Genomic DNA, 23,724 nt, shown 5'->3' on the forward strand with positions numbered 1-23,724 from the left:
TTCATCCGGGTGTTACGTGTTAGCAGTTAAGCTGCGGAGTGATGGGTGCCACACTGGCCTCGAACACACAACACGATTCGTTTCCTGGTGCACAGCCCAGGCCACTCCGGCGAGAGCGCGACGCGACACTGGCGACAGGATGTCCCCGACCGCTAGTTGGGGCCGGCGACCAGGTTCGTGGGACGCTCACCACGTGCGTAGACATCGAGTTGGTGGCGGGCGATATTCCAGGACCGCTGCCACACGCCTTCCGTGAGGCCGGAGATGTGGGGGGTGAGTATAAGGCCCGGTGCCGACCACAGCGGGTGTCCGGCGGGCAGCGGCTCGGGGTCCGTGACGTCGAGCGCTGCACGAAGCCTGCCGGCCGTCAACTCCTGCAGTAATGCATCGGTGTCGAGGGTGCCACCGCGGCCGGCGTTGACGACGATCGCGCCGTCACGTAATCGAGCCAGAAAATCACCGTCGACGAGGCGATGAGTCGACGAGTTCTCGGGAAGCATGTTGACCACAGCGTCGGCGGTCGGCAGCAGCTCGTCGATGTCGTCGAGCGCGAGCACGCCGGCCCGGGCGCTCCGACCGTAGAGGGTGACGTCTACCTCGAACGGCGCCAGCCGGGACGCAAGACTCAGCGCGAGGTCACCCGCGCCGAGCACCAGGACGCGTTTTCCGATCAACGTCTCGGTAGTCGTCGGAGTCCACTCGCCGCGTTCCTGCTGCTCGCGGAAGAGCGACAGGTCACGATAGATTGCCAGGAGCGCGGCCACCGCCCACTCCGCGCACGATCCACCGTGGGCACCGCGGCCGTTGGATAGCATCACACCGTCGGGTAGGTAGGGCAGCCACTGCTCGTAGCCGGCGTTCAGGGTCTGGATGAGGCGTAGGTGCGGGAGCTCGGCGAACCGTGCGCCTACTTCCGCCCAATTCTCGAGGCCCACAACGACCGCGGTACTGTCGGCATGCTCGGCAGGCCAGGGGTCACCAGCCACGTAGCGAACCGCCTGGAGACCGGGCGAGTGCGACAACGTCTCCTCCCCGAGCTCGTCGGGGACCAGAACCTTCAGTTGACGCGCAGTCCGATCAGTCACTTCCGCCACGATAGCCTTCCCACCCTTTCCTCGTCGGTATCGGCACCTGCGCTTGGGACACCTCAGCCCGGACTCGACTTGCCGTGCCGCCAATAGCCTCCGAAGGTGATGTTCGACTTGGGTATTCCACAATCGTTGACGAGGTGTCGACGCAACCCTGTCGGCAGTTTCTGTTCACCGGCAACCCAGGTGTAGAACTTGCCGGGAGCGAAGGTCTCACCCTTCATCTCCCGCAGCAGTTCGGTCCCGGGTACTTCTCTCGGGTCGTCACGAACAACCCAGTGGATCTGTGCAGATTCTGGGGCGAGCACCTTCTCGGGGATGTCGGACGCCTGTGGCACTTCGAGGAACACTTCTGCACGCAAGTCTTCGGGAGCGCATTCGAGTATCGACAAAATTGCTGGAACAGCACTCTCGTCACCTGCCAACAGATGCCACTGAGCGTCCGACGGCGGTAGATAAGTGATGCCCTCGTCGAAGATTCCCACCGGATCGCCTGCCCGCGCATGCTCGGCCCACCCCGATGCCGGTCCCCCGCCCTCGTGAACCACGAAGTCGATGTCGATCTCGGCGTCGCCGGGCCTGAACCGCCGGATGGTGTAGTTGCGCACCCACGGACGCCGAGACTTCGACTGCAGAAGGAACTGCCCCATCCACGCGTCATTCGACACTGTCGGCATTGTCAACTGCGCTTGGCCGTCCCTGGGAAAAAAGAGACGAACAACCTGATCGAAGCCGAGGTACTCCAGCTCGGCCAGACCCGCGCCCGCCATCGTGACCCTCCGAAAGCTCGGGCTGATCTGCACGCTGTCCACCACTGTCAACGTGGTCATTCGGCGATTCTTCGGACGTTGAACTTTCGGCAACACACTCATCGACCAGGACCCCCAAAGACTCGCTTCTTACCTAGGATAATATTAGGTAAGGCTACACTACTTTTGAAGCCAGCGGGTGTACCGGAATAAAATGCAAAGATACTGGATTGCTTTTCCTCTGACTCAACGCCTCCTCGCGGCACGCCGTCTGCGGAGAGCCATTCGGCGGTCATGAGTGGTCAGGTATCGACGGTCCAGCTATCCACAGACGGTCGGATCGCTGTTCCATGGACTGCTCTGCCGCTGAGCAGATTTCGTATTCGGTGACGTAGGGGAAATCCTGAGGGTCGTCTTTGCCGGCAGGATCCCGTCGGTCACACCGCCATCGGTGTCATTCCGAGAATCATCAGCACCGAACCGATTGCCACTCCCCCTCTCGATGGACGACGATGCGAGGCGGCCACGAGAGTGGCTGCTGCAAGCCAACATGCGAGTACCACCGCCGGTGCCCAGGGCAGGTGCGTACTGCTCGCTGCGTGGTGGTGGCCCGATGACGACACCGCCGAGGTGCCCGAGCTCGGCATCGACAGCAGCAGAGTGCCCATAGCGGTGAGGTCGACGGTGCACAGTCGGTTGGTTCGATTGCCGGCGTTACACCCCGCCATGTGGAATGCCTGGCCTAGCAGTCCGAGGGCGGCTACAACGTAGATCCACTGCGGCACGTGGGTTGCTACCATTACCGCCATCAGCCCGGCCATGGAGCAATGCGCGATCGTCATCGAACGTGACATCGCACGCTGCGTCACCAGAGGAAAAAATGCGCCGACAGCGCCGACAACCATCAACGCGTCGGCGGCGCTCACTGGGCCAGCTCACCGGGTTCGTGTTCGATCGCCCGAGAGACCTCGGTCGATCGTGAACGGCGCGTGGAGATACCCCGGAGCAGACCTGCGACGAAGAATCCCACGACAATCAGCAGCAGGATCGTCGCGATCGTGGACGAACCTCCGATGAGCAGAGTGAAGTTGTCGAGGACGAGTCCGAGAACGATGAGGAGTCCGAGGGTTCCGAGTACGGGGGCGATCTTGGTGTGCCACGTCCGCGAGTCGACTCGGCTTCGAGCGAAAAATGTATAGATCGCAGCTCCGGTGAGAATCATCAGCACCAGAATGCTGACAGTCGCCAGCCCGGACATCCAGGTGAACAGCTGAAGTATCGGGTCTGCGCCCGCCAATGCGAATACACCGACCACCAGGATGGCCGAGAGGGTCTGGAAGATCGAGCCCACATGCGGGGATCCGTGTCGGGCATGTGTCCGCGCCAGCGCTTTCGGTGCTGCGCCTCGTCTCGCCAGTGCGAAGACGTACCGTGAGATCGCGTTGTGGAAGGCAAGTAGTGCTGCGAAAAGGCTTGTCACGAGCATGATCTGGATGACGTCCGACCACGTCGAACCGAGGAATTGTGCGGCCGCAGCGAAGGTGAGACCCGCCGGATCCGCGGCGGCCGCGGCGGCGACGGAGTTGCTACCGAATGCGAGCACCACTGCCCAACTCGACACCGCATACACGGTTCCGATGACGATGACGGCGGCGTACGTCGCGATCGGCACCGTTCGCTTGGGGTCCTTGGCCTCCTCGCCATAGATTGCGGTCGCCTCGAATCCGATGAACGACGCGATCGCGAACATCAGGGCGATTCCAGGAGATCCGGACAGGAACGCGTCCGGAGTGAACGACTGGACGTCGATACCGTCGGCACCACCCTGAGCGAACACCGCGACCGACAACGCCAGCACGATACCGATTTCCAGTACGAGCAGAACACCGAGAACCTTTGCGCCCAAATCGATACTTCGGTAGCCGAGCACAGAGACGATGCCGATGAGCATCAGCGCCCACAACCACCACGGAAGGTCCGGGCCGCCGTAGGAGACGACGAGCCCCTGCAACGTGGACGCCGCCAGTCCATAGATTCCCGCTTGGATGGCGGTGTAGGTCAGCAGCGCGAGCCCTGCCGCTCCGAGACCGACGTTCTCGCCCAGGCCTTTTCCGACGTATGCATAGAACGCGCCGGTATCGGTCATGTGGCTGCTCATCGCCGCATACCCCACACTGAACACCAGCAGGACCACTGCCGCGACGATGTAGGCCATGGGCGCACCCGCGCCGTTGCCCGTTGCGATCATGATGGGTAGTGCGCCGCCGATCGCGGTGAGCGGAGCCGCTGCTGCGATCACCAGGAAGACGATGCCGACAACGCCGATCGAGCCCTTCAGCTTTCCTTCTCGAGTATCAGACATGGGAGCTTCCGTTCGTCGAATGGCACTGGGTGCTCGATGGCGCACAGTGCGCCGAGGTCGAGGCGGGGACATCGAGCGTCGGATTCCGGTCGAAGAAGCCGACGGGCTTGAGTTTGAAGCCGGTGTAGTCGACCGGCATGATGGGCCAGTCCTCGGGTCGCGGGAAGTGGGTCAGTCCGAACGTGTGCCACACGACGATGTCTTGTGCCTCAATATCCCGGTTACCGGCCACATAACTCGGCAGTCCTGCCCCGCCGGAATGCTGATTCACGAAGTCTCCCGAGGCGTATCGCTCGGCCGCATCGAACTGCGTGACCCACAGGTGTTTGGTTGCGAAGGTGGCACGCTTGGCAATGGACGAGTTGTCGTCGGCCAGCAACAATGGCTGACCTTCCGGATGCAAGACGTATGCGACCGGCTTACCGAGCCGGTTGAGTGATTCGGGGTTACTGATGTGCCATACCCGTCCCGTGGATCCGTTCGCGCAGCGCGCGGCCTCGGCCTCGGTCGTCAGAGGAGTCGTGGACAGTGCAAAAGCGTTGCCGTGCGGGTTGTCCGGACCCATCGGAACACGTCTGGTCTCGACTTCCTCGACCGAGTTCACGGCACCGTCGACCATCATGTCCAGCCGCGCACTGAACAGGTGCTGATGGCACGGAGCACCGAGACCAGGAGCGATCTGCGAGGAGTACGGATAGTCGTCACCGAGGTGACCCGAGGTGAACACGATGCCGGTTGCTTTGACCTCGAATTCGATGGTGCCGTCGAGGTAGAGGTACCAGAAGAAGCCGTAGTCGTAGTTGCCGATTGTAGTGAAGAACGAGATAACAAGTCTGCGTTGACGTCTGGTCTCGCTCGAGCCGGCCCACAGGTCGGTGTGCTTCCACAGGATGCCGAAATCCTCTTCGTGCATGCAGACCGCATTTCGCAACGTCTGCGGATTACCCAGCTCGTCTGCGATCACGGTGTCGAAGTACGTGATGTCGCCGACGCAGTCACACCCGAGCTCCAAGGCGTTGGCGTACCTGCCGACGAGATACTCGCCGGTGTCGAAGTAGTTCTGCCAGGAGCGCACCGGAGATGGATCACCGTACGGGACAACCATTTCCGCGATAGACGCGCGGTGGATGATCGGCCTGGTCGCACCTTTGTCGTCGAATCCGATTTGGTGCAGTACCAGACCTTCTCGGGCGTCGAACCCGACGCGGAAACTCCACTTCTCCCATTCGACGAGATTGCCGGTGACCTCGAAACTCGGCCCCTCCGGCTGGGTGATCTCGATCGGCTTCTGTGTCGTGCGCATCGGACCGGTGACTGCAGGGTCGGTGAAGTTGCCCGACTCCTCGGGAATCGGCACCACTCCGGTGTCGAGCACCTTTTCGACCGTCTTGTTCATGACGTCGACGAACCCGACCAGGCCGTCGATGGGATGCGCCCACGCATGATCCGTCGGGAAGTCCTGGCGAAATGCCAAGCCCCGCAGAATTCTTCGTCCCTCTTCGCCGGGATAGTCGAACACGCCGGCAGACAAGGGAGCGACCCGGACGTGGTCGACATCGAGACCACGGCGTTCGAGTGCAGCCAGCCATTCGGGGTCCGTTCGCAATACCTCTTCGACGAGTCCGAACTCTTCGTCGAGGACGGGCATCTGGCCGTCACGAATTGCGTCGAGCGTTACCGACGACACGACCGTTCGCTCGGTGACCGACACGACGACGTCGACGGCATTGGGCGTGGACACATCGTGCAGCAAGGCTCGAAAGCGGCGGTCGATAGCCGTCGCAGTGGGGTACAGCTCGGACTTGAGCGGCTCCTCGAGACCGACGTAGACGAAGCGGGTGTGCTCGCCCAGTAGACCAGCGTCATCGAGGACGGCGCGTACGTCTGCGATCTCCTCGGCGGTGGCCAAGTCCAGAGGGTGATCGATTCTTGTGGGAGAAAGAGTCGGCATGAACAGTCCTAAAAGTAGGTTGGTTCTACGTTCGTTGGAAAAAAGATGTGACGGACGCTACACCCGCAGACAGCGGCTGTACAGATCACATTCGAGGGATGATCGGGAGTCACCGGCATCGAGCCCAGTGAGCGCGGGCGCTAGGAACGCAGCAGTGCGAGGAAGTTGTCCAGCATCGTGAGCTGTGACTTCGCCGAACTGACGGAGGGCGTCAGAACACCCAGAATTTGAACGCCCATCATCATGCTGAGCAATTGTTCGACGACGATCGCCACGTCGATATCGCCCAACTCGCCCACCGCGCGCGCGTCCTCGAGATACCCGGCCATCTGGTCACGCCACAGACCCAGTACCCGACGATTGATGTCATCCATGTGTTCGTCGTACATCGCACGCTGAAACAACGAGATCGCGATACGTGCTTCGAGCAGGGTCTCCTGCGTCGTCGGCATGATTTCGCGACAGAAGATTCGAAGCGCGGCGAGACCTCGTGCGTCACGCATCCGTGCGTCGATACGAGCGTTCGTCGCCTCGAACACGAGCTCGTACGACGTTCTGAGGATCTCGTCTTTGCCCGAGAAATAGTGGCTGAGTGCGCCGTTGGTATAGCCAGCCTCGGTGGCGATGTCACGCATATTCGCCGCGTCTATCCCTTTTGCCGCGATCAGACGCCACGTGGCAGCGGCAATTGCTCGCCTGCGTTCGTCGTGGTCGACCAGCTTGGGCATGAGTCCACGGTAGCGGCCCGCCGGACGGGTCCGACACTCCGGTCAGAGATCAAGGTCCTGGCTTCACACTGCACCTCCTCTCCGTCCAATAGATCGTGGTTCTACGACCGTTGAAAGAAGAATCCGCCGGCTGCATTACGAATCATCGCCGGCGCTGTGAACTTCGCGTTACCGAATCATCACCGTCGACAGATCGGCCGTTCAGCCGAGACCGAGTCTCCGTCGTCTGGTTCGCGGGTCGAGATCATGTGCGTGCTCGGTCGCAAACGCGACAACCGCGGACGCCCTGTCCGAAAGCTGGACTCCGCGCGGCCACATCATCCGTACGCCGCTACTGGGGTTGGCAGGGGTGATCTCGCGGACCGCCACAGGAAGCCCCTCGTAGGTGTTGTCGATCGCGGGACGCTGGATGAGAATGGCGAAGCCGAATCCCCGCGCCACGAGCGACCGCGTGAGCTCGAAGTCGCAGGTGCGCTGAGTGATCCGCGGAGTGATTCCTGCCCGCTCGAACAAGAGGAGGGTGTGCTCTGCCGCCGGGGGAAGATCGAGCAGAATCTGCGGTTCTCGGGCCAGCGCTTCGAGAGGCACCACCTGGTGCGCGGTCAGAGGATGCCCGTCAGGGAGCAGGACGTATGCCGGTGTCCGGTAGAGCAGGACCGATTCCAGACCGGGCGGGAGAGCTATGTCGTACCCGATAGCCAGATCGAGCGACCCGTCCAGCAGTTGCTGAGGGAGTTCACCCTGACTACCCGTGATGACCGTGAGATCGACTTTCGGATGTGTCGCGGTGATCCACTCCATCACCGGGGGGATCGCCGTCGGTGCGATCGTGGCGTAGCAGCCGAGCACGAGAGGACCGGCAAGCTCGGATCCACCACTTGCTGCTGCCAGTTCCAGCTCGTCGGCGGAGTGAACCAACGTTCGAGCACGCTCCCGCAGATATGCGCCCGTGGGTGTCAGCGTGATTCCGTGTGCCTTGCGGCGCACCATGAGTTGGGTGCGTAGCACTCGTTCGAGGTCCGTCATCGCGGACGCGACAGCGGTCGGCGTGACGTGCAGAGCCGACGCTGCACCAGAAATCGAGCCGGCATCGGCGACCGCGACGAAGTATTCGAGTTGCCTGAGCGTGTAGGTCGACATAAAGAACTTTTCCTTCGCTTGTTCCAAAGTATTTTGAAGTTTACCTGTTGATGTGGTGCAGGTCATACTCGTCGAATCGACTCATCACGGAAGGCGAATCGACAATGACCGCGAAAGTGGCTGCAAGCCTTGATATCCCAACAGCAGACTGGGTCACGATCCCGGACCTGTACGCCGACCCGTATCCCATCTACCGCACACTGAGACAAAGTGCGCCCATCCACTGGGTTCCGGCGGTGAACCGGTACCTGGTGATCGGGTACGACGCGTGCCACACGATCGAACTCGATCCTGCCCGCTTCTCCGCTGACGAAGCGGGGTCGTTGATGAAGCGGTCGATGGGCCACAGCATGCTTCGCAAGGACAACCCCGAGCACGACACCGAGCGCCGTTCCCTGGGTGGAACATTGCGACCCAAAGCAATCAAGGAACATTGGAATGCCGCATTCGCTCGCAACGCCGCAACGTACCTCGATCGGCTTCGCGATGCGGGGAGCGGCGCAGACCTGGTGAAGGAATTCGCAGCACCGTTCGCGGCGGAGAACCTTCGCGAGGTTCTCGGTTTCCGCAACGCGACTCAGGCCGACCTGCAGCGCTGGTCACAGACACTGATCGACGGGACCGGCAATTATGCCGACGACCCATCTGTCTGGGCACACGCGGCTCGATCCTCGAACGAAGTGGACGCGGCGGTCGACGAGATGCTGGCCGTTCTACGCGCCGATCCCGACGCCAGCCTGCTCGGTCAATTGGCCGGCACTTCGATGCCGCTCGAGTCGATTCGCGCAAACCTCAAGATGGCCATCGGTGGAGGCCTGAACGAACCACGGGACGCGATCGCCACAACAGTGTGGGCCCTCCTCTCGCACCCTGCCCAGCGTGCAGACGTGGTGGCGAACGACCGTTGGTCCGACGCCTTCGAGGAATCGATTCGATGGGTGGCACCGATCAGCATGTATCCACGCGAGGTCACCACCGACACGGAGCTCGCCGGCATGGCGCTACCGAGCGGGGCACGCCTCGGAGTGGTCATCGGTGCCGCAAACCGCGACGCCGAGGTATTCGTCGACCCCGAGTCCTACGACATCGACCGACCCAAGAAGCCACACCTCGCCTTCGGCGGAGGTCAGCACTTCTGCGCCGGTGCCTGGGTGGCACGAGCATCGGTGGTGGGGGTCGCGCTGCCCGCACTCTTCCGCGAATTCTCGGATCTGCGCCTCGATCCGCAGCGCCCGGAGACGTTGGGCGGCTGGGTATTCCGAGGCGTGACCGCCCTGCCGGTGCAATGGTCCTGAAAAACACCGCCCTTACTACGGAGGAGTACCGATGCCCAAGGTAATTTTTCACCACACCGACAACGCGACCGACACCGTCGATGCGGACGCAGACTCGAACGTGATGCGCGCAGCAGTACAGAACGGCGTACCGGGCATCGTGGGTGAATGCGGCGGACAGGCCATGTGCGCCACCTGCCACGTGTACGTACGCGAGCCGTACCTCGATGCTCTCGGTGCGATCAGTGAGGACGAGGAAGAAATGCTCGAGTGCGTTGCCGCACCCCGAGACGAACGGCGCAGCAGACTCGGCTGCCAAATCACGTTCGACAGTGGCACCGCAGGTGGCCTCGAAGAAATCGAAGTCGATGTTCCCGCACAACAGATCTGACGACGCGAAGGGCGCTCGGGTAGTCATCGTCGGAAGCGGTCAAGCCGGCATCCAGGCTGCAGACTCCCTGCGCGCCCGTGGCCACATCGGGACACTGACAGTCATCGGCGACGAGCCGGTACTGCCGTATCAGCGGCCGCCGCTGTCCAAGGGCCACTTGACGTCCGGCGGCTCGATCGACCCACTTCCCTTGAGAGCCGAGAGGTTCTTCACCGAACAACGAATCGTTCTGCGCACAGGTGTGAGCGCCGCATCGGTGGACCGCACCGCCCGCACCGTGCGCCTCGATGACGGTGACGTTCTGCCCTACGACTCTCTGATCCTGGCAACGGGCGCGGCAAACCGGTCGCTCGACATCACGGGAAGCGAGCTGGCAGGAATTCATACCCTGCGTACGCTCGCCGATGCCGACGCATTGCGACGCGAATTGCACGAGGCACGAAATGTTCTCGTGGTCGGCGCGGGCTTCGTAGGGCTCGAGGTGGCGGCCGCCGCCCGGGCGCAGGGAGCGAATGTCACTGTCCTCGAAGCAACGGACCGGCCGTTGTCACGCGCGGTATCGCGATACACGTCCGATCACGTGACAGCAGTACACCGACAAGCCGGCACGCACGTGCACACGGAAGAGGTGGTCTCGTTTTTCACCGGACGCGAGGGACGAGTGGTCGGCGCAGAGACCGAGACCGGAGAGCACTACGAGGCGGATCTCGTGATCGTCGGTATCGGTGCGATACCCCGCACCGCACTGGCTGCCGCAGCAGATCTCCCCGTGGCCAACGGGATTGTCGTCGACGATTTCCTCCGCACGAACGACCCCGCCGTGTACGCGATCGGTGACTGCGCGAACTATCCCAGCCTCCACACCGGTACCCGTGTTCGCCTCGAATCGGTGCAGAACGCAACCGACCACGGCAGACGTGTTGCCGCAGTGATACTCGGTGACGATAACTGCGGTGCAGAAGTGCCCTGGTTCTGGAGCCATCAAGGCGCGCTGAAGCTCCAGATCGCCGGAGTTCGTCTTCCCGACGACACCGCGGTTCTCTGCGGCGACCCGACGACCGGACGATTCTCCGTCTGCTGCTACCGAAACGGCCGTCTCGCTGCGGTGGAGTCCATCAACCGTCCTGCCGACCACATTGCTGCGCGGGCTCTGCTCGCTTCTGCGCGGTCGCCCGATCCGATCCTTCTCGACGACCCCACCTTCAACCTGAAGAGGTTTGCTGCACAACCGGATTCGGCCCCCTCGAGGAAGACCTCGGCATGACGACCTATCGCGCCACGGTTGCCGAACCGTCCCGCAGGTAGTGGCTGCCTCCTGTCGGTGACACCGCGCCGTTGTACGGATCTCTGCCCGGCCTTCGGGCCGCGGTCTCGTCGCATTACTCGCCCCTTGGAATTCTCGACCGAACATCGGAGAAACTCGACATGAGCACTTCACACTCCCCTACGCGGGCGGCCACTCAGCGCCGCGTCGCGATGGCAACGGTCGTCGGAACGACGATCGAATGGTACGACTTCTTCATCTACAGTACCGCTGCGGGACTGGTGTTCTCGCAGGTGTTCTTCGCACCTGCAGGAACCGAACTCGGCCTTCTGTTGTCGTTCGCAACGGTCGGTATCAGCTTCGTGTTTCGCCCGTTCGGCGCGGTACTTGCCGGACATTTCGGTGATCGGATCGGTCGCCGAGCGATGCTCGTTCTCACCCTTCTGCTGATGGGAGGAGCAACCAGCCTGATCGGATTGCTGCCCACGTACGAGACAGCCGGCATCCTCGCGCCGATCCTCTTGCTCGTACTTCGCATCGTCCAAGGTATATCCGCCGGTGGTGAATGGGGCGGTGCCGTTCTCATGGCGGTCGAGCACGCCCCCGACAACCGACGAGGCCGCGCAGGTGCGTTCCCCCAACTCGGTGTCCCACTGGGCATGCTGCTGGCCGCCGGCATGACTGCTCTGATGACCGGCGTGATTTCTCCCGGAGACGAGTTCGTCGAATGGGGCTGGCGAATTCCGTTCCTCCTCAGCTTCGTCCTGATCGGCGTGGGCTATTTCATTCGTAGGTCGATCGACGAGAGCCCGGTCTTCAGCGAGATCGCGGATCGCAGGCAACAGACCAAACTGCCCCTCGTCGAGCTGTTCCGTAAGCACTGGCTGCTGGTGATCCTTGCCGCTCTGGTCTTCGCGGGCAACAACGCCGCCGGATACATGACCACGGGTGGGTTCATCACCAGCTACGCGACCAAGCCCGACGGACCTGTCGGCCTCGGACGCACTCCAGTGCTACTTGCCATCACGGCATCGGCAGCTCTCTGGGCGATCTTCATCTATCTGTCCGGATACGCCTCGGACCGCATCGGCCGCAAGCGCACCTACCTGATCGGATACGCCGGCCTTGTGGTGACGGTGTTTCCAATGTTCTTCTTCGTGAACTCCGGAAATATCTGGCTGCTGTTCCTCGGACTTGCACTGTTCACCTTCGGACTCGGAATGTCGTACGGGCCGCAGGCTGCCTGGTACTCGGAGATATTTCCGGCCTCGGTCCGCTTTTCCGGCATCGCAATCTCCTACGCATTGGGTGCGGTCATCGGCGGTGCGTTCGCACCGACCATCGCCACCGCGCTCGTCGGCGCTACCGGAAGCATCTACGCCGTCGGGGTCTATCTCATCGCCATGTTCCTCCTGGCCATCGCGGCCACGGTTGTGCTGCGCGACCGAACAGGCATCGCACTCGGGATCGAGAACCAGGCCGAACAGGAGGTCGGCGCAACAATTTTCGATTCGCGCCGAGCTCCGGTGCGGGTCGAGCAGATGCGTAAGCAAGCCCGATCCCCTCAGGTCTGACTGCAGTCCATTTCGACACTCACGACACCTACGAAGGGATCTACTGTGGGACAACAGGTACGTGGCGTAGTAGCCACGGCTCCGGGCAAAGCCACCTCGATCGAAATCGTCGACGTACCGGATCCGGGACCACGAGATGTCGTGGTGAAGGTTCTGGCGTGCGGTGTGTGCCATACCGACCTGGCTTATCGGGACGGCGGTATCAACAACGAATACCCCTTTCTACTCGGCCACGAGGCCGCGGCCGTCGTGGAGACCGTCGGCGAGAACGTGACCCACGTGGCAGTGGGCGACTTCGTAGTACTCAACTGGCGTGCAGTCTGTGGTGCGTGCCGAGCGTGCAAGCGAGGCAGGCCGTGGCACTGCTTCGACACCTTCAACGCATCGCGGAAGATGACACTCGTCGACGGCACCGAGCTGACTCCGGCCTTGGGAATCGGAGCATTCGCCGAGAAGACCCTTGTGCACGAGTTACAGTGCACCAAAGTCGATCCCGACTCCGATCCGGCCGTCGTCGGGCTTCTCGGGTGCGGCGTCATGGCGGGGCTCGGTGCCGCGGTCAACACCGGAGGTGTCTCCCGCGGAGACAGCGTCGCCGTCATCGGGTGCGGAGGCGTCGGCAATGCCGCGATCGTCGGTGCGCGACTCGCTGGAGCCACCAAAATAATCGCGGTGGACCGTGACGAGAAGAAGCTGGCCTGGGCAACCGAACTCGGGGCGACTCACACGATCGACGCCTCTCGGGTCGACGCCGTCACGGCGGTGCAGGAGCTGACCGACGGCTTCGGAGCCGACGTCGTCATCGACGCGGTCGGACGCCCGGAGACATGGAAGCAAGCCTTCTATGCGCGAGATCTGGCCGGAACGGTGGTTCTCGTCGGGGTTCCGACGCCGGATATGACGCTCGAGATGCCGTTGATCGACTTCTTTTCGCGCGGTGGATCACTCACATCGTCGTGGTACGGAGACTGCTTGCCCGAACGCGACTTTCCCATGCTGGTGGACCTATACCAGCAAGGTCGAATGCCGCTCGACAAGTTCGTCACCGAGCGGATCACACTGGATCGGATCGAGTACGCCTTCGACCAGATGAAGGCCGGCGAAGTCCTGCGTTCTGTGATTGTGCTGTAGCGGAGGTCGAGAACATCGTGGGCGACGAATCCGACATTTGCACAACCCTGTCACTGCCGGTGCCGCATCAGACGACGCCGCGCGACAGCATGTTGCCGGCGAAAAACGTCGCCAACTCGTCGGTTGCGCTGAGTGGAAGGACCTGGGCCACATACTGATCGGGACGGACCACCACGACTGCGCCGTCGCGGTCGATTCCGCGCTCGGTGAAAATGTCGATATGCGGATCGGTTGCGAAGACCTTCTCGTAATCGACGAGTCCGAACGGACCTCTGATGGGGAGGAAAACGGGATCCACCGCGCCGATGTCGACCGAGACGTGGCCCTGCTGATAGATCACTTTGACGTCGAAGGAACTGTCGACGTCGGTCCCCTGCGGGGTGAACTGCACAATCGGCGACTCGGGCGATTCGCGGAGCCACGAGGACAATTCGTTCAACACGACGCTGTTCGAATGAAGGCCGGCGGCTGCCGCGTCGGCGAAAACGTAGATTCGCCAGCGCCCATCCGCACGGTGGTGGTGACCGAGATGTGTCGGATTGGCGTCGCACACTCGCACCACCGGTGCCGACTTGAAACGCTTGCCCACCGGGAATCCTATGGCCACATTCTGGTGGGTGGTGTCACCGATGATCATCGACGGCCGATACTCGGTCATGAAGCCTGCCGGAAATTCTCCGGTTTTGACGTAGAACTCCTCGAGTTCGGATGGATTGTCGAAGTCCTCCGGGCGCTTCGCCATCATGGCCGACCACTGCTTGTCGAAGTCGATCAGATTCTGCGCAATGACCTGACGTTCGGCGGTATAGGTCGCGAGCAGGCTCTCGGGCGCGCGGCCTTCGAGCACATGCCCGAGTTTCCAGCCGAGATTGAACCCGTCCTGCATGGACACGTTCATTCCCTGCCCCGCTTTGGCACTGTGGGTGTGGCAGGCATCGCCGGTGATGAAGACGTGCGGGATGCGCATCCCGACCTGATCGGCCGGCACGTCGTCGAAGCGATCGGTCACGCGGTGACCGACCTCGTAGACACTGTGCCAGGCAACGTTTTTCACCTCCAGGGTGTAGGGATGCAGAATCTCGTTGGCCTGCGCGACGATCTGATCGATGCTGGTCGTTCGTACCTTGCCGTTGTCGTCCTCGGCTACTTCACCGAGATCGACGTACATGCGGAACAGGTGGCCACCCTCGCGTGGGATGTGCAGGATGCTGCCGCCCGAGCCGGACTGGATGGCGCACTTGAGACGAATGTCGGGAAAGTCGGTGACGGCGAGAACGTCCATCACACCCCAGGCATGGAAGGCTTTGTCTCCGATCGGCGTGCATCCGATCGTGTCGCGTACAGCGCTGCGTGCACCGTCGGAGCCGACGACATACTTGGCATGGATTGTTCGCTTCTGTCCCACTCGACTGCCGCCGGTGTGTCCGAGCGTGACCGTGACGGGGTGGTCGCCCTCCCCGATCTCCAGCGTGCAGAATTCGTAGCCGAAATCCGGCGTCATCCGAGTGGGCGACAGAGCCATGACCTCGGCGAAGTAGTCCAACACACGGGCCTGGTTGACGATCAAGTGCGGGAACTCACTGATTCCGGTCGCGTCGTCGGGTGTACGCGCGGTGCGCACGATCTTCGATGCGTCCTCGGGATCGGGCTTCCAGAAGGCCATTTCGGTGATCCGGTAGGCCTCGGCCGTGATGCGATCTGCGAACCCGAACGCCTGGAAGGTCTCGACGCTACGAGCCTGAATCCCGTCGGCCTGTCCGATAGCGAGCCGTCCTGCACGCCGCTCGACGATTCGCGTTGTCACACCGGGAAACTGGGAAAGCTGTGCGGCCGTGATCATTCCAGCCGGTCCGGTGCCGACGATGAGCACATCGACGTACTCGGGAAGCTCGTCCGGCCGGTCGATACCGATGCCCGAGGCTTGCTGGACACGTGGGTCACCGGAGACATAACCATGGTGGTGAAATTGCATTGCGGGACCTTCTCCGATTCTCATACGGGCTCGAGTGCTTCGGAGCACTTCAGGGACTCATTGCGATCTGCATCACTTATCGTATACGATCTGAGATATGATGCAAGGGTCGCTATCGAGGAGGAACATGAAGACCGAGAGCCGCGATGCTGCCGTCATCGAGTCGAGCAGCTCACTGACCAGGCCCGGGAAGATCATCGCGGTGCACCTGAGCTACGCATCGCGAGCAGATCAGCGGGGTCGCCGCCCGGCTCATCCGTCCTACTTCCTCAAGCCGTCGAGTTCCGTGGGATTCACAGGCGAGACCGTCGAGCGGCCCGCAGGCACCGAACTTCTCGCTTTCGAGGGCGAAATCGCCCTGATCATCGGGGCGACAGCGCGCTGGATATCGGCAGAGAACGCCTGGAGTCACATCTCGGGCATCACGGCTGCCAACGACTTCGGCCTCTACGATCTGCGCGCCAACGACAAGGGATCCAACGTCCGTTCCAAGGGCGGAGACGGCTACACCCCACTCGGACCCAACGTCATCGACGCCCGGTCGGTCGACCCAGCCGCCCTGCGAATACGCACGTGGGTCAACGGAACCGTCGCGCAGGACGACACCACGGCCGGCCTCATCTTCACGCTGCCCCAACTGATAGCCGACTTGTCGCAGCATTTCACCCTCGAACCCGGCGACGTCATCCTCACCGGCACACCCGCCGGCTCCTCGGTCGTTGTTCCCGGCGACGTCGTCGAGGTCGAGGTGAGCGCAATCGACGAGAAGGCCACATCCGGTCGCCTCGTCACCACCGTCACTCAGGGCGACGTCGCCTTCGACGGCTCACTCGGCTCGCTGCCGGCCGCGGACGATACTCAGCGCGAAGACGCGTGGGGATCGGCCGAAGCAGCCGGAATCACCCTGCCTCGAACAGGATTGAGCGTAGAACTGCGAGACAAGCTCGCCCGGGTGCCGGTGGCGGGACTGTCGGCCCAGCTCCGCAAACGTGGACTGAACAACGTGTCGATCGAGGGTGTTCGCGCATTGACTCCCAGCGACAAGATCGTCGGAACGGCCCGGACTCTGCGGTTCGTACCCAATCGAGAAGATCTGTTCGTCAGCCACGGCGGTGGATACAACGCACAGAAACGAGTGTTCGACGCGGTGAACGACGGCGAGATCATCGTCATCGAGGCCCGCGGAGAACTCGGCTCCGGCACTCTGGGCGACATCCTCGCCCTGCGGGCCCGATCCCGCGGCGCCGTCGGCGTCGTGACCGACGGAGGAGTTCGCGATCGCGACGCCGTAGCCGAGATCGGTCTCCCTGTGTTCGCCGCGACCGCCCACCCCGCAGTATTGGGCCGCCGACACGTCCCCTGGGATTTCGACCTGACCGTCGCCTGCGGTGGAGCGACGGTGCAGCCCGGTGACGTCATCGTCGGCGACAGCGACGGGGTGATCGTGATTCCGCCGGCGTTGGCCGAGGAAGTGGTCGACGAGGCGCTCGCTCAGGAAGAGCAGGACGCGTGGGTTGCCGACCAGGTCGCGGCCGGACATCCACTCGACGGGCTCTTCCCACCGAATGCGGAATGGAAGCGCAAGTACGAGCAGTGGCGTATGGATCAGGGAGTTTCCCAGTGACACAGAGCAAATCGCAGGCCGCCTACCACTACATCAAGGACCGGATAGCGCGGCAGGAATACACGCCCGGCTACCGCCTCGTACTCGGCTCGATCGCGAAGGATCTCGACATGAGTGTCGTTCCGGTTCGTGAGGCGATCCGACAGCTCGAAGCGGAAGGGCTGGTGACGTTCGAGCGGAACGTCGGAGCCCACGTGTCGATGGTGGACGACACTCAATATCGCTACAGCATGCAGAGTTTGAGCATTCTCGAGGGCGCAGCCACGGCCATGTCCGCGCGTCGACTGTCCGAAGACGACATACGCCGTGCCCGGGTGGTGAACGAACGCATGATCGAGTCTCTCGATGACTTCGATCCCCATCTGTTCACGTCGCTGAACAAGCAATTCCACGAGATCCTGTTCTCGAAGTGTGTAAACCCGCGAATGCTGACACTCGTCGAAGCCGAGTGGGGCCGCCTCGGGCACTTGCGTGCATCGACATTCGCGTTCGTTCCCGGTCGCGCACGTGAGTCGGTGCACGAACACGAAAACATCGTGCGGCTCATCGAAATCGGTGCGCCCCTAGGCGAAATCGAAAAGGCCGCTCGACGACACCGATCCGCAACGCTCGACGCTTACCTGGTCCACGAGCACCCTGACGAAACCATCGGCCTACCGGCCTACTGAATCAGATCGGACAACCGGTCCCGACATTGGAGCATTCATGACGAACACTGTCGCCGAACAGGCACAACGCCACGTCCCCACCGACCTTCCCAGCAAGATCCAGCACTACATCGGCGGTGCGTTCGTCGATTCGATCGACGGCGACACTTTCGACGTTCTCGACCCGGTGTCCAATGAGGTCTACCTGCAGGCCGCCGCCGGCAAGAAAGCCGATGTCGACCGAGCTGTCGAGGCCGCCAAGACCGCGTTCGAGGACGGCCCCTGGCCGAGGATGCTCCCGCGCGAACGCTCACGCATCCTGCACCGCATCGCCGACATCGTCGAATCACGCGACGCACGGCTGGCCGAACTCGAATCCTTCGACTCCGGCCTCCCCATCACCCAGGCTCTGGGTCAGGCTCGCCGCGCCGCCGAGAACTTCCGTTTCTTCGCCGACCTCATCGTGGCGCAGTCCGACGACACCTACAAGGTGCCAGGGCGGCAGATCAACTACGTCAACCGCACGCCTATCGGGGTCGCCGGGCTGATCACCCCGTGGAACACCCCGTTCATGCTCGAATCGTGGAAGCTGGGCCCCGCGTTGGCCACTGGGAACACCGTTGTTCTCAAGCCCGCCGAGTTCACTCCCCTGTCGGCATCGTTGTGGGCGGGCATCTTCGAGGAAGCCGGCCTGCCGGAGGGTGTGTTCAACCTTGTCAACGGTCTCGGTGAGGACGCGGGCGACGCTTTGGTCAAGCATCCCGACGTTCCCTTGATTTCGTTCACCGGTGAATCCAGCACGGGTCAGCTCATTTTCGGCAACGCCGCGCCCTTCCTCAAGGGTCTGTCGATGGAACTGGGCGGCAAGAGCCCGGCCATCGTGTTCGCAGATGCCGATCTCGAGGCCGCTGTGGACGCCACGATTTTCGGTGTGTTCTCTCTCAACGGCGAACGCTGCACCGCGGGAAGTCGCATTCTCGTCGAACGGTCCATCTACGACGAGTTCGTCGAACGCTATGCAGCACAAGCGAAGCGGGTTAAGGTTGGCTACCCGCACGATCCCGCGACCGAGGTCGGTGCGCTGGTGCACCCGGAGCACTACGACAAGGTGATGAGCTACATCGAGATCGGTAAGACCGAAGCGCGCCTGGTTGCGGGCGGCGGCCGGGCCGAAGGCTTCGATCAGGGCAACTTCGTGACCCCGACGGTGTTCGCCGATGTCGCACCCGACGCCCGCATCTTCCAGGAAGAGATCTTCGGACCGGTCGTGGCGATCACCCCGTTCGACACCGACGACGAAGCTCTCGAACTGGCGAACGGTGTCAAATACGGTCTCGCAGCCTATGTCTGGACCAACGACCTCAAGCGCTCGCACAACTTCGCCCAGGCCATCGATGCCGGCATGGTGTGGCTCAACTCCAACAACGTGCGCGACCTACGCACCCCGTTCGGTGGCGTCAAGGCTTCGGGGCTCGGGCACGAGGGCGGCTACCGCTCCATCGACTTCTACACCCAGCAGCAGGCCGTGCACATCACGCTCGGCGAGGTACACAACCCGACCTTCGGCAAAAAAGATTCCGACAAGCACTGACTCCCTTCATCTTTCGACAAGGACCATGACATGACCATCACCCCCGATGCCCCCGAGCCCGTCGTGACACGCAGCAGCCGCGTCCGCTCGGCCGACCCGGTCCCCACCCCGCAGGCCACTCCCCCGGACGTACTGCGTTGCGCCTACATGGAATTGGTTGTCACCGACCTCGAGCGCTCGCGCAAGTTCTACGTCGACGTACTCGACCTCGTGGTGACCAAGGAAGACGAGAATGCCGTCTACCTACGATCCTTCGAGGAGTTCATTCATCACAACCTAGTACTGCGCAAGGGGCCGGTCGCCGGGGTAGCAGCGTTCTCCTACCGTGTACGCAGCCCGCAGGATCTCGACAAGGCCGTCGCGTTCTACACCGAACTCGGCTGTCGTGTAGAGCGGAACCCCAACGGGTACAACAAGGGAATCGGTGATTCGGTGCGAGTCGAAGATCCCCTCGGTTTCCCGTACGAGTTCTTCTACGACGTCGAGCATGTCGAGCGCCTCGCCTGGCACTACCACCTCTATACCCCCGGTGCGCTCGTCCGACTGGATCACTTCAACCAGGTGACTCCCGACGTCCCCCGCGCCGTGGCCTACATGGAAGACCTCGGTTTTCGCGTCACCGAGGACATTCAGGACGAAGCCGGCACGACATTCGCAGCCTGGATGCGACGTAAGTCCACAGTGCACGACACCGCAATGACCGGGGGCGACGGACCACGGATGCACCACGTCGCCTTCGCCACGCACGAGAAGCACAACATCATCGCCATCTGCGACAAACTCGGCTCACTTCGGATGTCCGACCACATCGAGCGTGGACCCGGACGCCACGGCGTCTCGAACGCCTTCTACCTCTACCTGCGTGACCCCGACGGCCATCGCATAGAGATCTACACCCAGGACTACTACACCGGCGATCCCGACAACCCGGTCGTCACCTGGGACGTGCACGACAATCAGCGGCGCGATTGGTGGGGCACTCCCGTCGTCCCCAGCTGGTACACGGACGCATCGATCGTCCTGGACCTCGACGGCAACCCCAAGCCCGTGATCGCACGAACCGACGATTCCGAAATGGCCGTCACCATCGGTGCGGACGGATTCTCGTACACCCGCAAAGAGGACACGGACGAGATGCCGGATTGGAAGAAGGGCGAGTTCAAGCTCGGCGCACAGCTGTAGTGACAACTCATTCCTCGACGGCACAGGAGAATCCATGCTCGACCCGAACACCGTTACCGCGATCGCAGACCAGCTCGAAGAGGCGGAACGAACGCGGACGATGATCCCGCGACTGACCGCACGCTATCCCGAGATGACATTCGAGGATTCCTACGCGGTGCAGAACGAGTGGCGCAAACGCAAGGTGGAGTCAGGTCGACGCCTGGTCGGACGCAAGATCGGTCTGACGAGCAAGGTGATGCAGGTCGCGACCGGCATCACCGAGCCCGACTACGGCGCGATCTTCGACGATCAGGTCTTCGACAACGGCTCGGTGATCGAGCACGGACGCTTTTCCAACGTGCGCATCGAAGTCGAGCTCGCCTTCGTCCTCGGCAGCCCACTGTCGGGTCCCCACGCAACGATCTTCGACGTTCTGAAAGCAACGGAGTACGTCGTACCCGCTCTCGAAATTCTGAGTTCGCGGATCGAGATGGACGGACGCACAATCGTCGACACGATCAGCGACAACTCGGCACTGGGTGGGCTCGTGTACGGCGGCAACCCGACCGACCCAACGGCGGTGGACATGCGGTGGATATCGGCGCTGCTCTACCGCAACGAGACGATCGAGGAGTCCGGGGTTGCCGCCGCCGTGTTGAATCACCCAGCGATGGGGGTGGCGTGGTTGGCCAACAAGTTGTCTCAGCACGACGATCGCCTCGAAGCGGGTGAAATCGTGTTGGCCGGCTCGTTCACCCGCCCGATGTGGGTGCAGAAGGGCGACAGCGTGCTCGCCGACTACGGACCGATGGGGACGATCTCATGCCGCTTCGACTGAACAAGACTTTTCGGGATGCGTTGGCGGAGGCGGATCGGCCGCTGTACGGCGGCTGGATCACCACAGGTTCACCGGTGGCCGCCGAGATCATGGCCGGCTCGGGCCTGGACTGGGTGCTCATCGACATGGAGCACGCCCCCAACGGTCTCGAATCCGTTCTCGCACAGCTCTACGCGATTTCTGGCTACCCCGTGACCCCGGTGGTGCGAGTACCCGTCGCCGACGCGGTGATCATCAAGCAAGTCTTGGACCTGGGTGCTCAGAACATCCTGGTCCCGATGATCTCGACGGCCGAGCAAGCACGCGAGGTGGCCGCCGCCGCCCAGTACCCGCCAGTGGGGCGGCGCGGTGTCGGCAGTGCGCTGGCACGTTCTGCGCGCTGGAATCGGGTCGAGGGTTATCTGGCGAACGGAGCCGATCACGTGTCCGTGTTCGTCCAGATCGAGACGGCCGAAGGGGTATCCAACGCAGCGACTATCGCGGGAACGCCGGGGATCGACGGCGCCTTCCTCGGACCCAGCGATCTGTCCGCCTCGATGGGACTACTCGGACAGCAGAACCACCCCGATGTCGTAGCCGCCGTGAACGATGGGTTCGCGGCGATCGCATCCACCGGAAAGCCGTTCGGAGTCAACGCCTTCGATCCCGACCGTGCCGACTCCTACGCCGAGGACGGCGCGCAGTTCCTGCTCGTCGGTGCCGACGCCGCAATCTTGGCGCGGGGTTCCGAGGCCCTCGCTCAGCGCTACATCGATCCATCGGCGCACAGCGCGCGCGCCAGCTACTGATCCCCAAGCCAGTTCGCCGCCCGAAAGGACAGACAGTGACCATCACATTCGATTCACTTCTCAGCGAGATCGCCGACCCCAACGGACGCGAAATCTTCGACCCCGCAACCGGAGAGGTCGTCGGCAAAGCCCGCTTCGAGGGTGTCGAGGTGCTCGACGCCGCTATTGCTCGCGCGAAAGCAGCGCAACCCGCATGGGCGGCGTGCTCCGACGAAGACCGCGCTGGCCTGTTACTGCAGGCCGCCGATGCCATCGACGCAGCTACCGAACCGCTCGCGGAGCTGCTGTCACGTGAGCAGGGCAAGCCGCTCAACGGACCCAACGCCCGCTTCGAGGTCGGTGCCTGCGCTACGTGGCTGCGCGCCACTGCGACAACGGAACTTCCTGTGCAGGTGCTGCTCGACGGCGACGAGGGTAGCGCCGAAATGTACTACAGACCGCTCGGGGTCGTCGGCGCGATCGGGCCGTGGAACTGGCCGATGATGATCACCGTGTGGCAGATCGCGCCGGCACTGCGCATGGGCAACACCACCGTCGTCAAACCGTCGGAGTACACCCCGCTGAGTGTCCTGGCGCTCGTCGCGGTCATCAACTCGGTACTTCCAGAGAACGTCCTGACCGTCGTCGCAGGCGAAGGAGACCTGGGTGCGCGACTGTCTTCCCACCCCGACATCGACAAGTTGATGTTCACCGGCTCCACCCGTACCGGGCAGTCCATCATCAAGAGTTCCGCGGACACGATCAAGCGGCTCACCCTCGAACTCGGCGGCAACGACGCCGGCATCGTCCTTCCGGACGTGGACCCCAAAGCCATTGCAGAGGAACTCTTCTGGGGTGCTTTCATCAATACCGGACAGACCTGCGCTGCCCTCAAGCGACTGTACGTGCACACCGATGTCTACGACGAGGTCTGCACCGAACTCGCTGCCGTCGCCAGATCGATGCCGATGGGCCGCGGACTCGACGAGAACAATGTGCTGGGGCCACTGCAGAACAAGGCGCAGTACGACATCGTGGCGAACCTCGTCGAACGCGCCCGGGAATCCGGTGCGACCATACTGGTCGGCGGTACACCGGACGCCGATGCACCCGGGCACTTCTACCCCACCACCCTGGTGTCGAACATCGCACCCGACAACGCCCTGGTAACGGAGGAGCAATTCGGGCCTGCCCTACCCATCATTCGGTACGAAACTGTCGACGAGGCAATCGAACTCGCGAACGGATTGGATGTCGGCCTCGGCGCTTCGGTGTGGAGTTCCGACCGCGACGCCGCCCGAAAGATTGCCGCGCGAATACAAGCAGGCACTGTGTGGATCAACAAGCATGGCGGTATCCATCCGATGGTCCCGTTCGGTGGTGTCAAAATGTCGGGCTACGGACTGGAGTTCGGTGTCGAAGGGCTGAAATCCGTGTCAGCGCCACAAGTTATCAGCGGCTGACAGACC

At 62.6% G+C, this 23,724-nt stretch carries 20 protein-coding genes; 12 read left to right on the forward strand and 8 right to left on the reverse strand.

Features of this window, described 5'->3' with window-relative positions; all coding sequences use genetic code 11:
* Positions 1-152: 152 nt before the first annotated feature.
* The 7 genes from ACFI9K_RS04190 to ACFI9K_RS04220 all read right to left on the reverse strand — a co-directional run bounded on the left by ACFI9K_RS04190 (position 153) and on the right by ACFI9K_RS04220 (position 8,018).
* Positions 153-1,085: a 2-hydroxyacid dehydrogenase gene (locus ACFI9K_RS04190; RefSeq protein WP_283316719.1), complete on the reverse strand. Its 933-nt coding sequence runs from the start codon at positions 1,083-1,085 to the stop codon at positions 153-155.
* A gap of 62 nt (positions 1,086-1,147) precedes the next feature.
* Complete coding sequence (locus ACFI9K_RS04195; protein WP_283316717.1) at positions 1,148-1,918, reverse strand: siderophore-interacting protein; 771 nt, start codon at positions 1,916-1,918, stop codon at positions 1,148-1,150.
* Between the two features lie 356 nt (positions 1,919-2,274).
* Positions 2,275-2,763: a hypothetical protein gene (locus ACFI9K_RS04200; RefSeq protein WP_283316716.1), complete on the reverse strand. Its 489-nt coding sequence runs from the start codon at positions 2,761-2,763 to the stop codon at positions 2,275-2,277.
* Entirely contained in the window at positions 2,760-4,199 is a 1,440-nt protein-coding gene (locus ACFI9K_RS04205) for an APC family permease (RefSeq protein WP_283316714.1), read from the reverse strand. Before ACFI9K_RS04205 ends, ACFI9K_RS04200 begins: the two co-directional genes overlap by 4 nt.
* Entirely contained in the window at positions 4,192-6,150 is a 1,959-nt protein-coding gene (locus ACFI9K_RS04210) for a primary-amine oxidase (protein WP_462662372.1), read from the reverse strand. Before ACFI9K_RS04210 ends, ACFI9K_RS04205 begins: the two co-directional genes overlap by 8 nt.
* Positions 6,151-6,290: 140 nt before the next feature.
* Positions 6,291-6,878, reverse strand: coding sequence for a TetR/AcrR family transcriptional regulator (locus tag ACFI9K_RS04215; RefSeq protein ID WP_283316710.1), 588 nt, complete (start codon positions 6,876-6,878; stop codon positions 6,291-6,293).
* A gap of 201 nt (positions 6,879-7,079) precedes the next feature.
* Complete coding sequence (locus ACFI9K_RS04220; protein ID WP_462662373.1) at positions 7,080-8,018, reverse strand: LysR family transcriptional regulator; 939 nt, start codon at positions 8,016-8,018, stop codon at positions 7,080-7,082.
* A gap of 104 nt (positions 8,019-8,122) precedes the next feature.
* Between ACFI9K_RS04220 and ACFI9K_RS04225 the strand changes: the two genes are divergently transcribed.
* From ACFI9K_RS04225 to ACFI9K_RS04245, 5 genes are all read left to right on the forward strand, one after another.
* A complete protein-coding gene (locus ACFI9K_RS04225; RefSeq protein ID WP_283316706.1) occupies positions 8,123-9,313 on the forward strand; it encodes a cytochrome P450 in 1,191 nt (396 codons plus the stop codon).
* Between the two features lie 31 nt (positions 9,314-9,344).
* Complete coding sequence (locus tag ACFI9K_RS04230) at positions 9,345-9,683, forward strand: 2Fe-2S iron-sulfur cluster-binding protein (protein WP_283316705.1); 339 nt, start codon at positions 9,345-9,347, stop codon at positions 9,681-9,683.
* Positions 9,625-10,947 carry an NAD(P)/FAD-dependent oxidoreductase gene (locus ACFI9K_RS04235; protein WP_462662374.1) on the forward strand — a complete coding sequence of 441 codons (1,323 nt, stop codon included), beginning with the start codon at positions 9,625-9,627 and terminating at the stop codon, positions 10,945-10,947. The genes ACFI9K_RS04230 and ACFI9K_RS04235 overlap by 59 nt, the downstream gene beginning before the upstream one ends.
* 161 nt (positions 10,948-11,108) lie before the next feature.
* Positions 11,109-12,521 (forward strand): MFS transporter, encoded by a 1,413-nt coding sequence (locus ACFI9K_RS04240; RefSeq protein ID WP_462662375.1) that lies wholly within the window; start codon positions 11,109-11,111, stop codon positions 12,519-12,521.
* A gap of 45 nt (positions 12,522-12,566) precedes the next feature.
* Positions 12,567-13,652, forward strand: coding sequence for an S-(hydroxymethyl)mycothiol dehydrogenase (locus ACFI9K_RS04245; RefSeq protein WP_462662376.1), 1,086 nt, complete (start codon positions 12,567-12,569; stop codon positions 13,650-13,652).
* A 67-nt stretch (positions 13,653-13,719) separates the two neighbouring features.
* Here ACFI9K_RS04245 and ACFI9K_RS04250 read toward each other — a convergent pair whose 3' ends face one another.
* Positions 13,720-15,624, reverse strand: coding sequence for an FAD-binding monooxygenase (locus tag ACFI9K_RS04250; RefSeq protein WP_462662377.1), 1,905 nt, complete (start codon positions 15,622-15,624; stop codon positions 13,720-13,722).
* Between the two features lie 127 nt (positions 15,625-15,751).
* Between ACFI9K_RS04250 and ACFI9K_RS04255 the strand changes: the two genes are divergently transcribed.
* The 7 genes from ACFI9K_RS04255 to ACFI9K_RS04285 are packed head-to-tail and all read left to right on the forward strand — an operon-like array spanning position 15,752 to position 23,718.
* Positions 15,752-17,248, forward strand: a complete 1,497-nt coding sequence (locus tag ACFI9K_RS04255) for a fumarylacetoacetate hydrolase family protein (RefSeq protein ID WP_462662378.1) — start codon at positions 15,752-15,754, stop codon at positions 17,246-17,248.
* Positions 17,197-17,916, forward strand: a complete 720-nt coding sequence (locus ACFI9K_RS04260) for a GntR family transcriptional regulator (protein WP_462662379.1) — start codon at positions 17,197-17,199, stop codon at positions 17,914-17,916. Before ACFI9K_RS04255 ends, ACFI9K_RS04260 begins: the two co-directional genes overlap by 52 nt.
* A gap of 37 nt (positions 17,917-17,953) precedes the next feature.
* Positions 17,954-19,486, forward strand: coding sequence for a 5-carboxymethyl-2-hydroxymuconate semialdehyde dehydrogenase (hpaE, locus tag ACFI9K_RS04265; protein WP_462662380.1), 1,533 nt, complete (start codon positions 17,954-17,956; stop codon positions 19,484-19,486).
* 30 nt (positions 19,487-19,516) lie between these two features.
* A complete protein-coding gene (gene hpaD, locus ACFI9K_RS04270) occupies positions 19,517-20,668 on the forward strand; it encodes a 3,4-dihydroxyphenylacetate 2,3-dioxygenase (protein ID WP_462662381.1) in 1,152 nt (383 codons plus the stop codon).
* A gap of 34 nt (positions 20,669-20,702) precedes the next feature.
* A complete protein-coding gene (hpaH, locus tag ACFI9K_RS04275; protein ID WP_462662382.1) occupies positions 20,703-21,488 on the forward strand; it encodes a 2-oxo-hept-4-ene-1,7-dioate hydratase in 786 nt (261 codons plus the stop codon).
* Positions 21,473-22,276 (forward strand): HpcH/HpaI aldolase family protein, encoded by an 804-nt coding sequence (locus ACFI9K_RS04280; RefSeq protein WP_462662383.1) that lies wholly within the window; start codon positions 21,473-21,475, stop codon positions 22,274-22,276. Before hpaH ends, ACFI9K_RS04280 begins: the two co-directional genes overlap by 16 nt.
* Before the next feature lie 35 nt (positions 22,277-22,311).
* Entirely contained in the window at positions 22,312-23,718 is a 1,407-nt protein-coding gene (locus tag ACFI9K_RS04285) for an aldehyde dehydrogenase family protein (protein WP_462662384.1), read from the forward strand.
* Positions 23,719-23,724 lie beyond the last annotated feature (6 nt).

The sequence above is a fragment of the Rhodococcus sp. PSi06 genome (assembly GCF_054960675.1).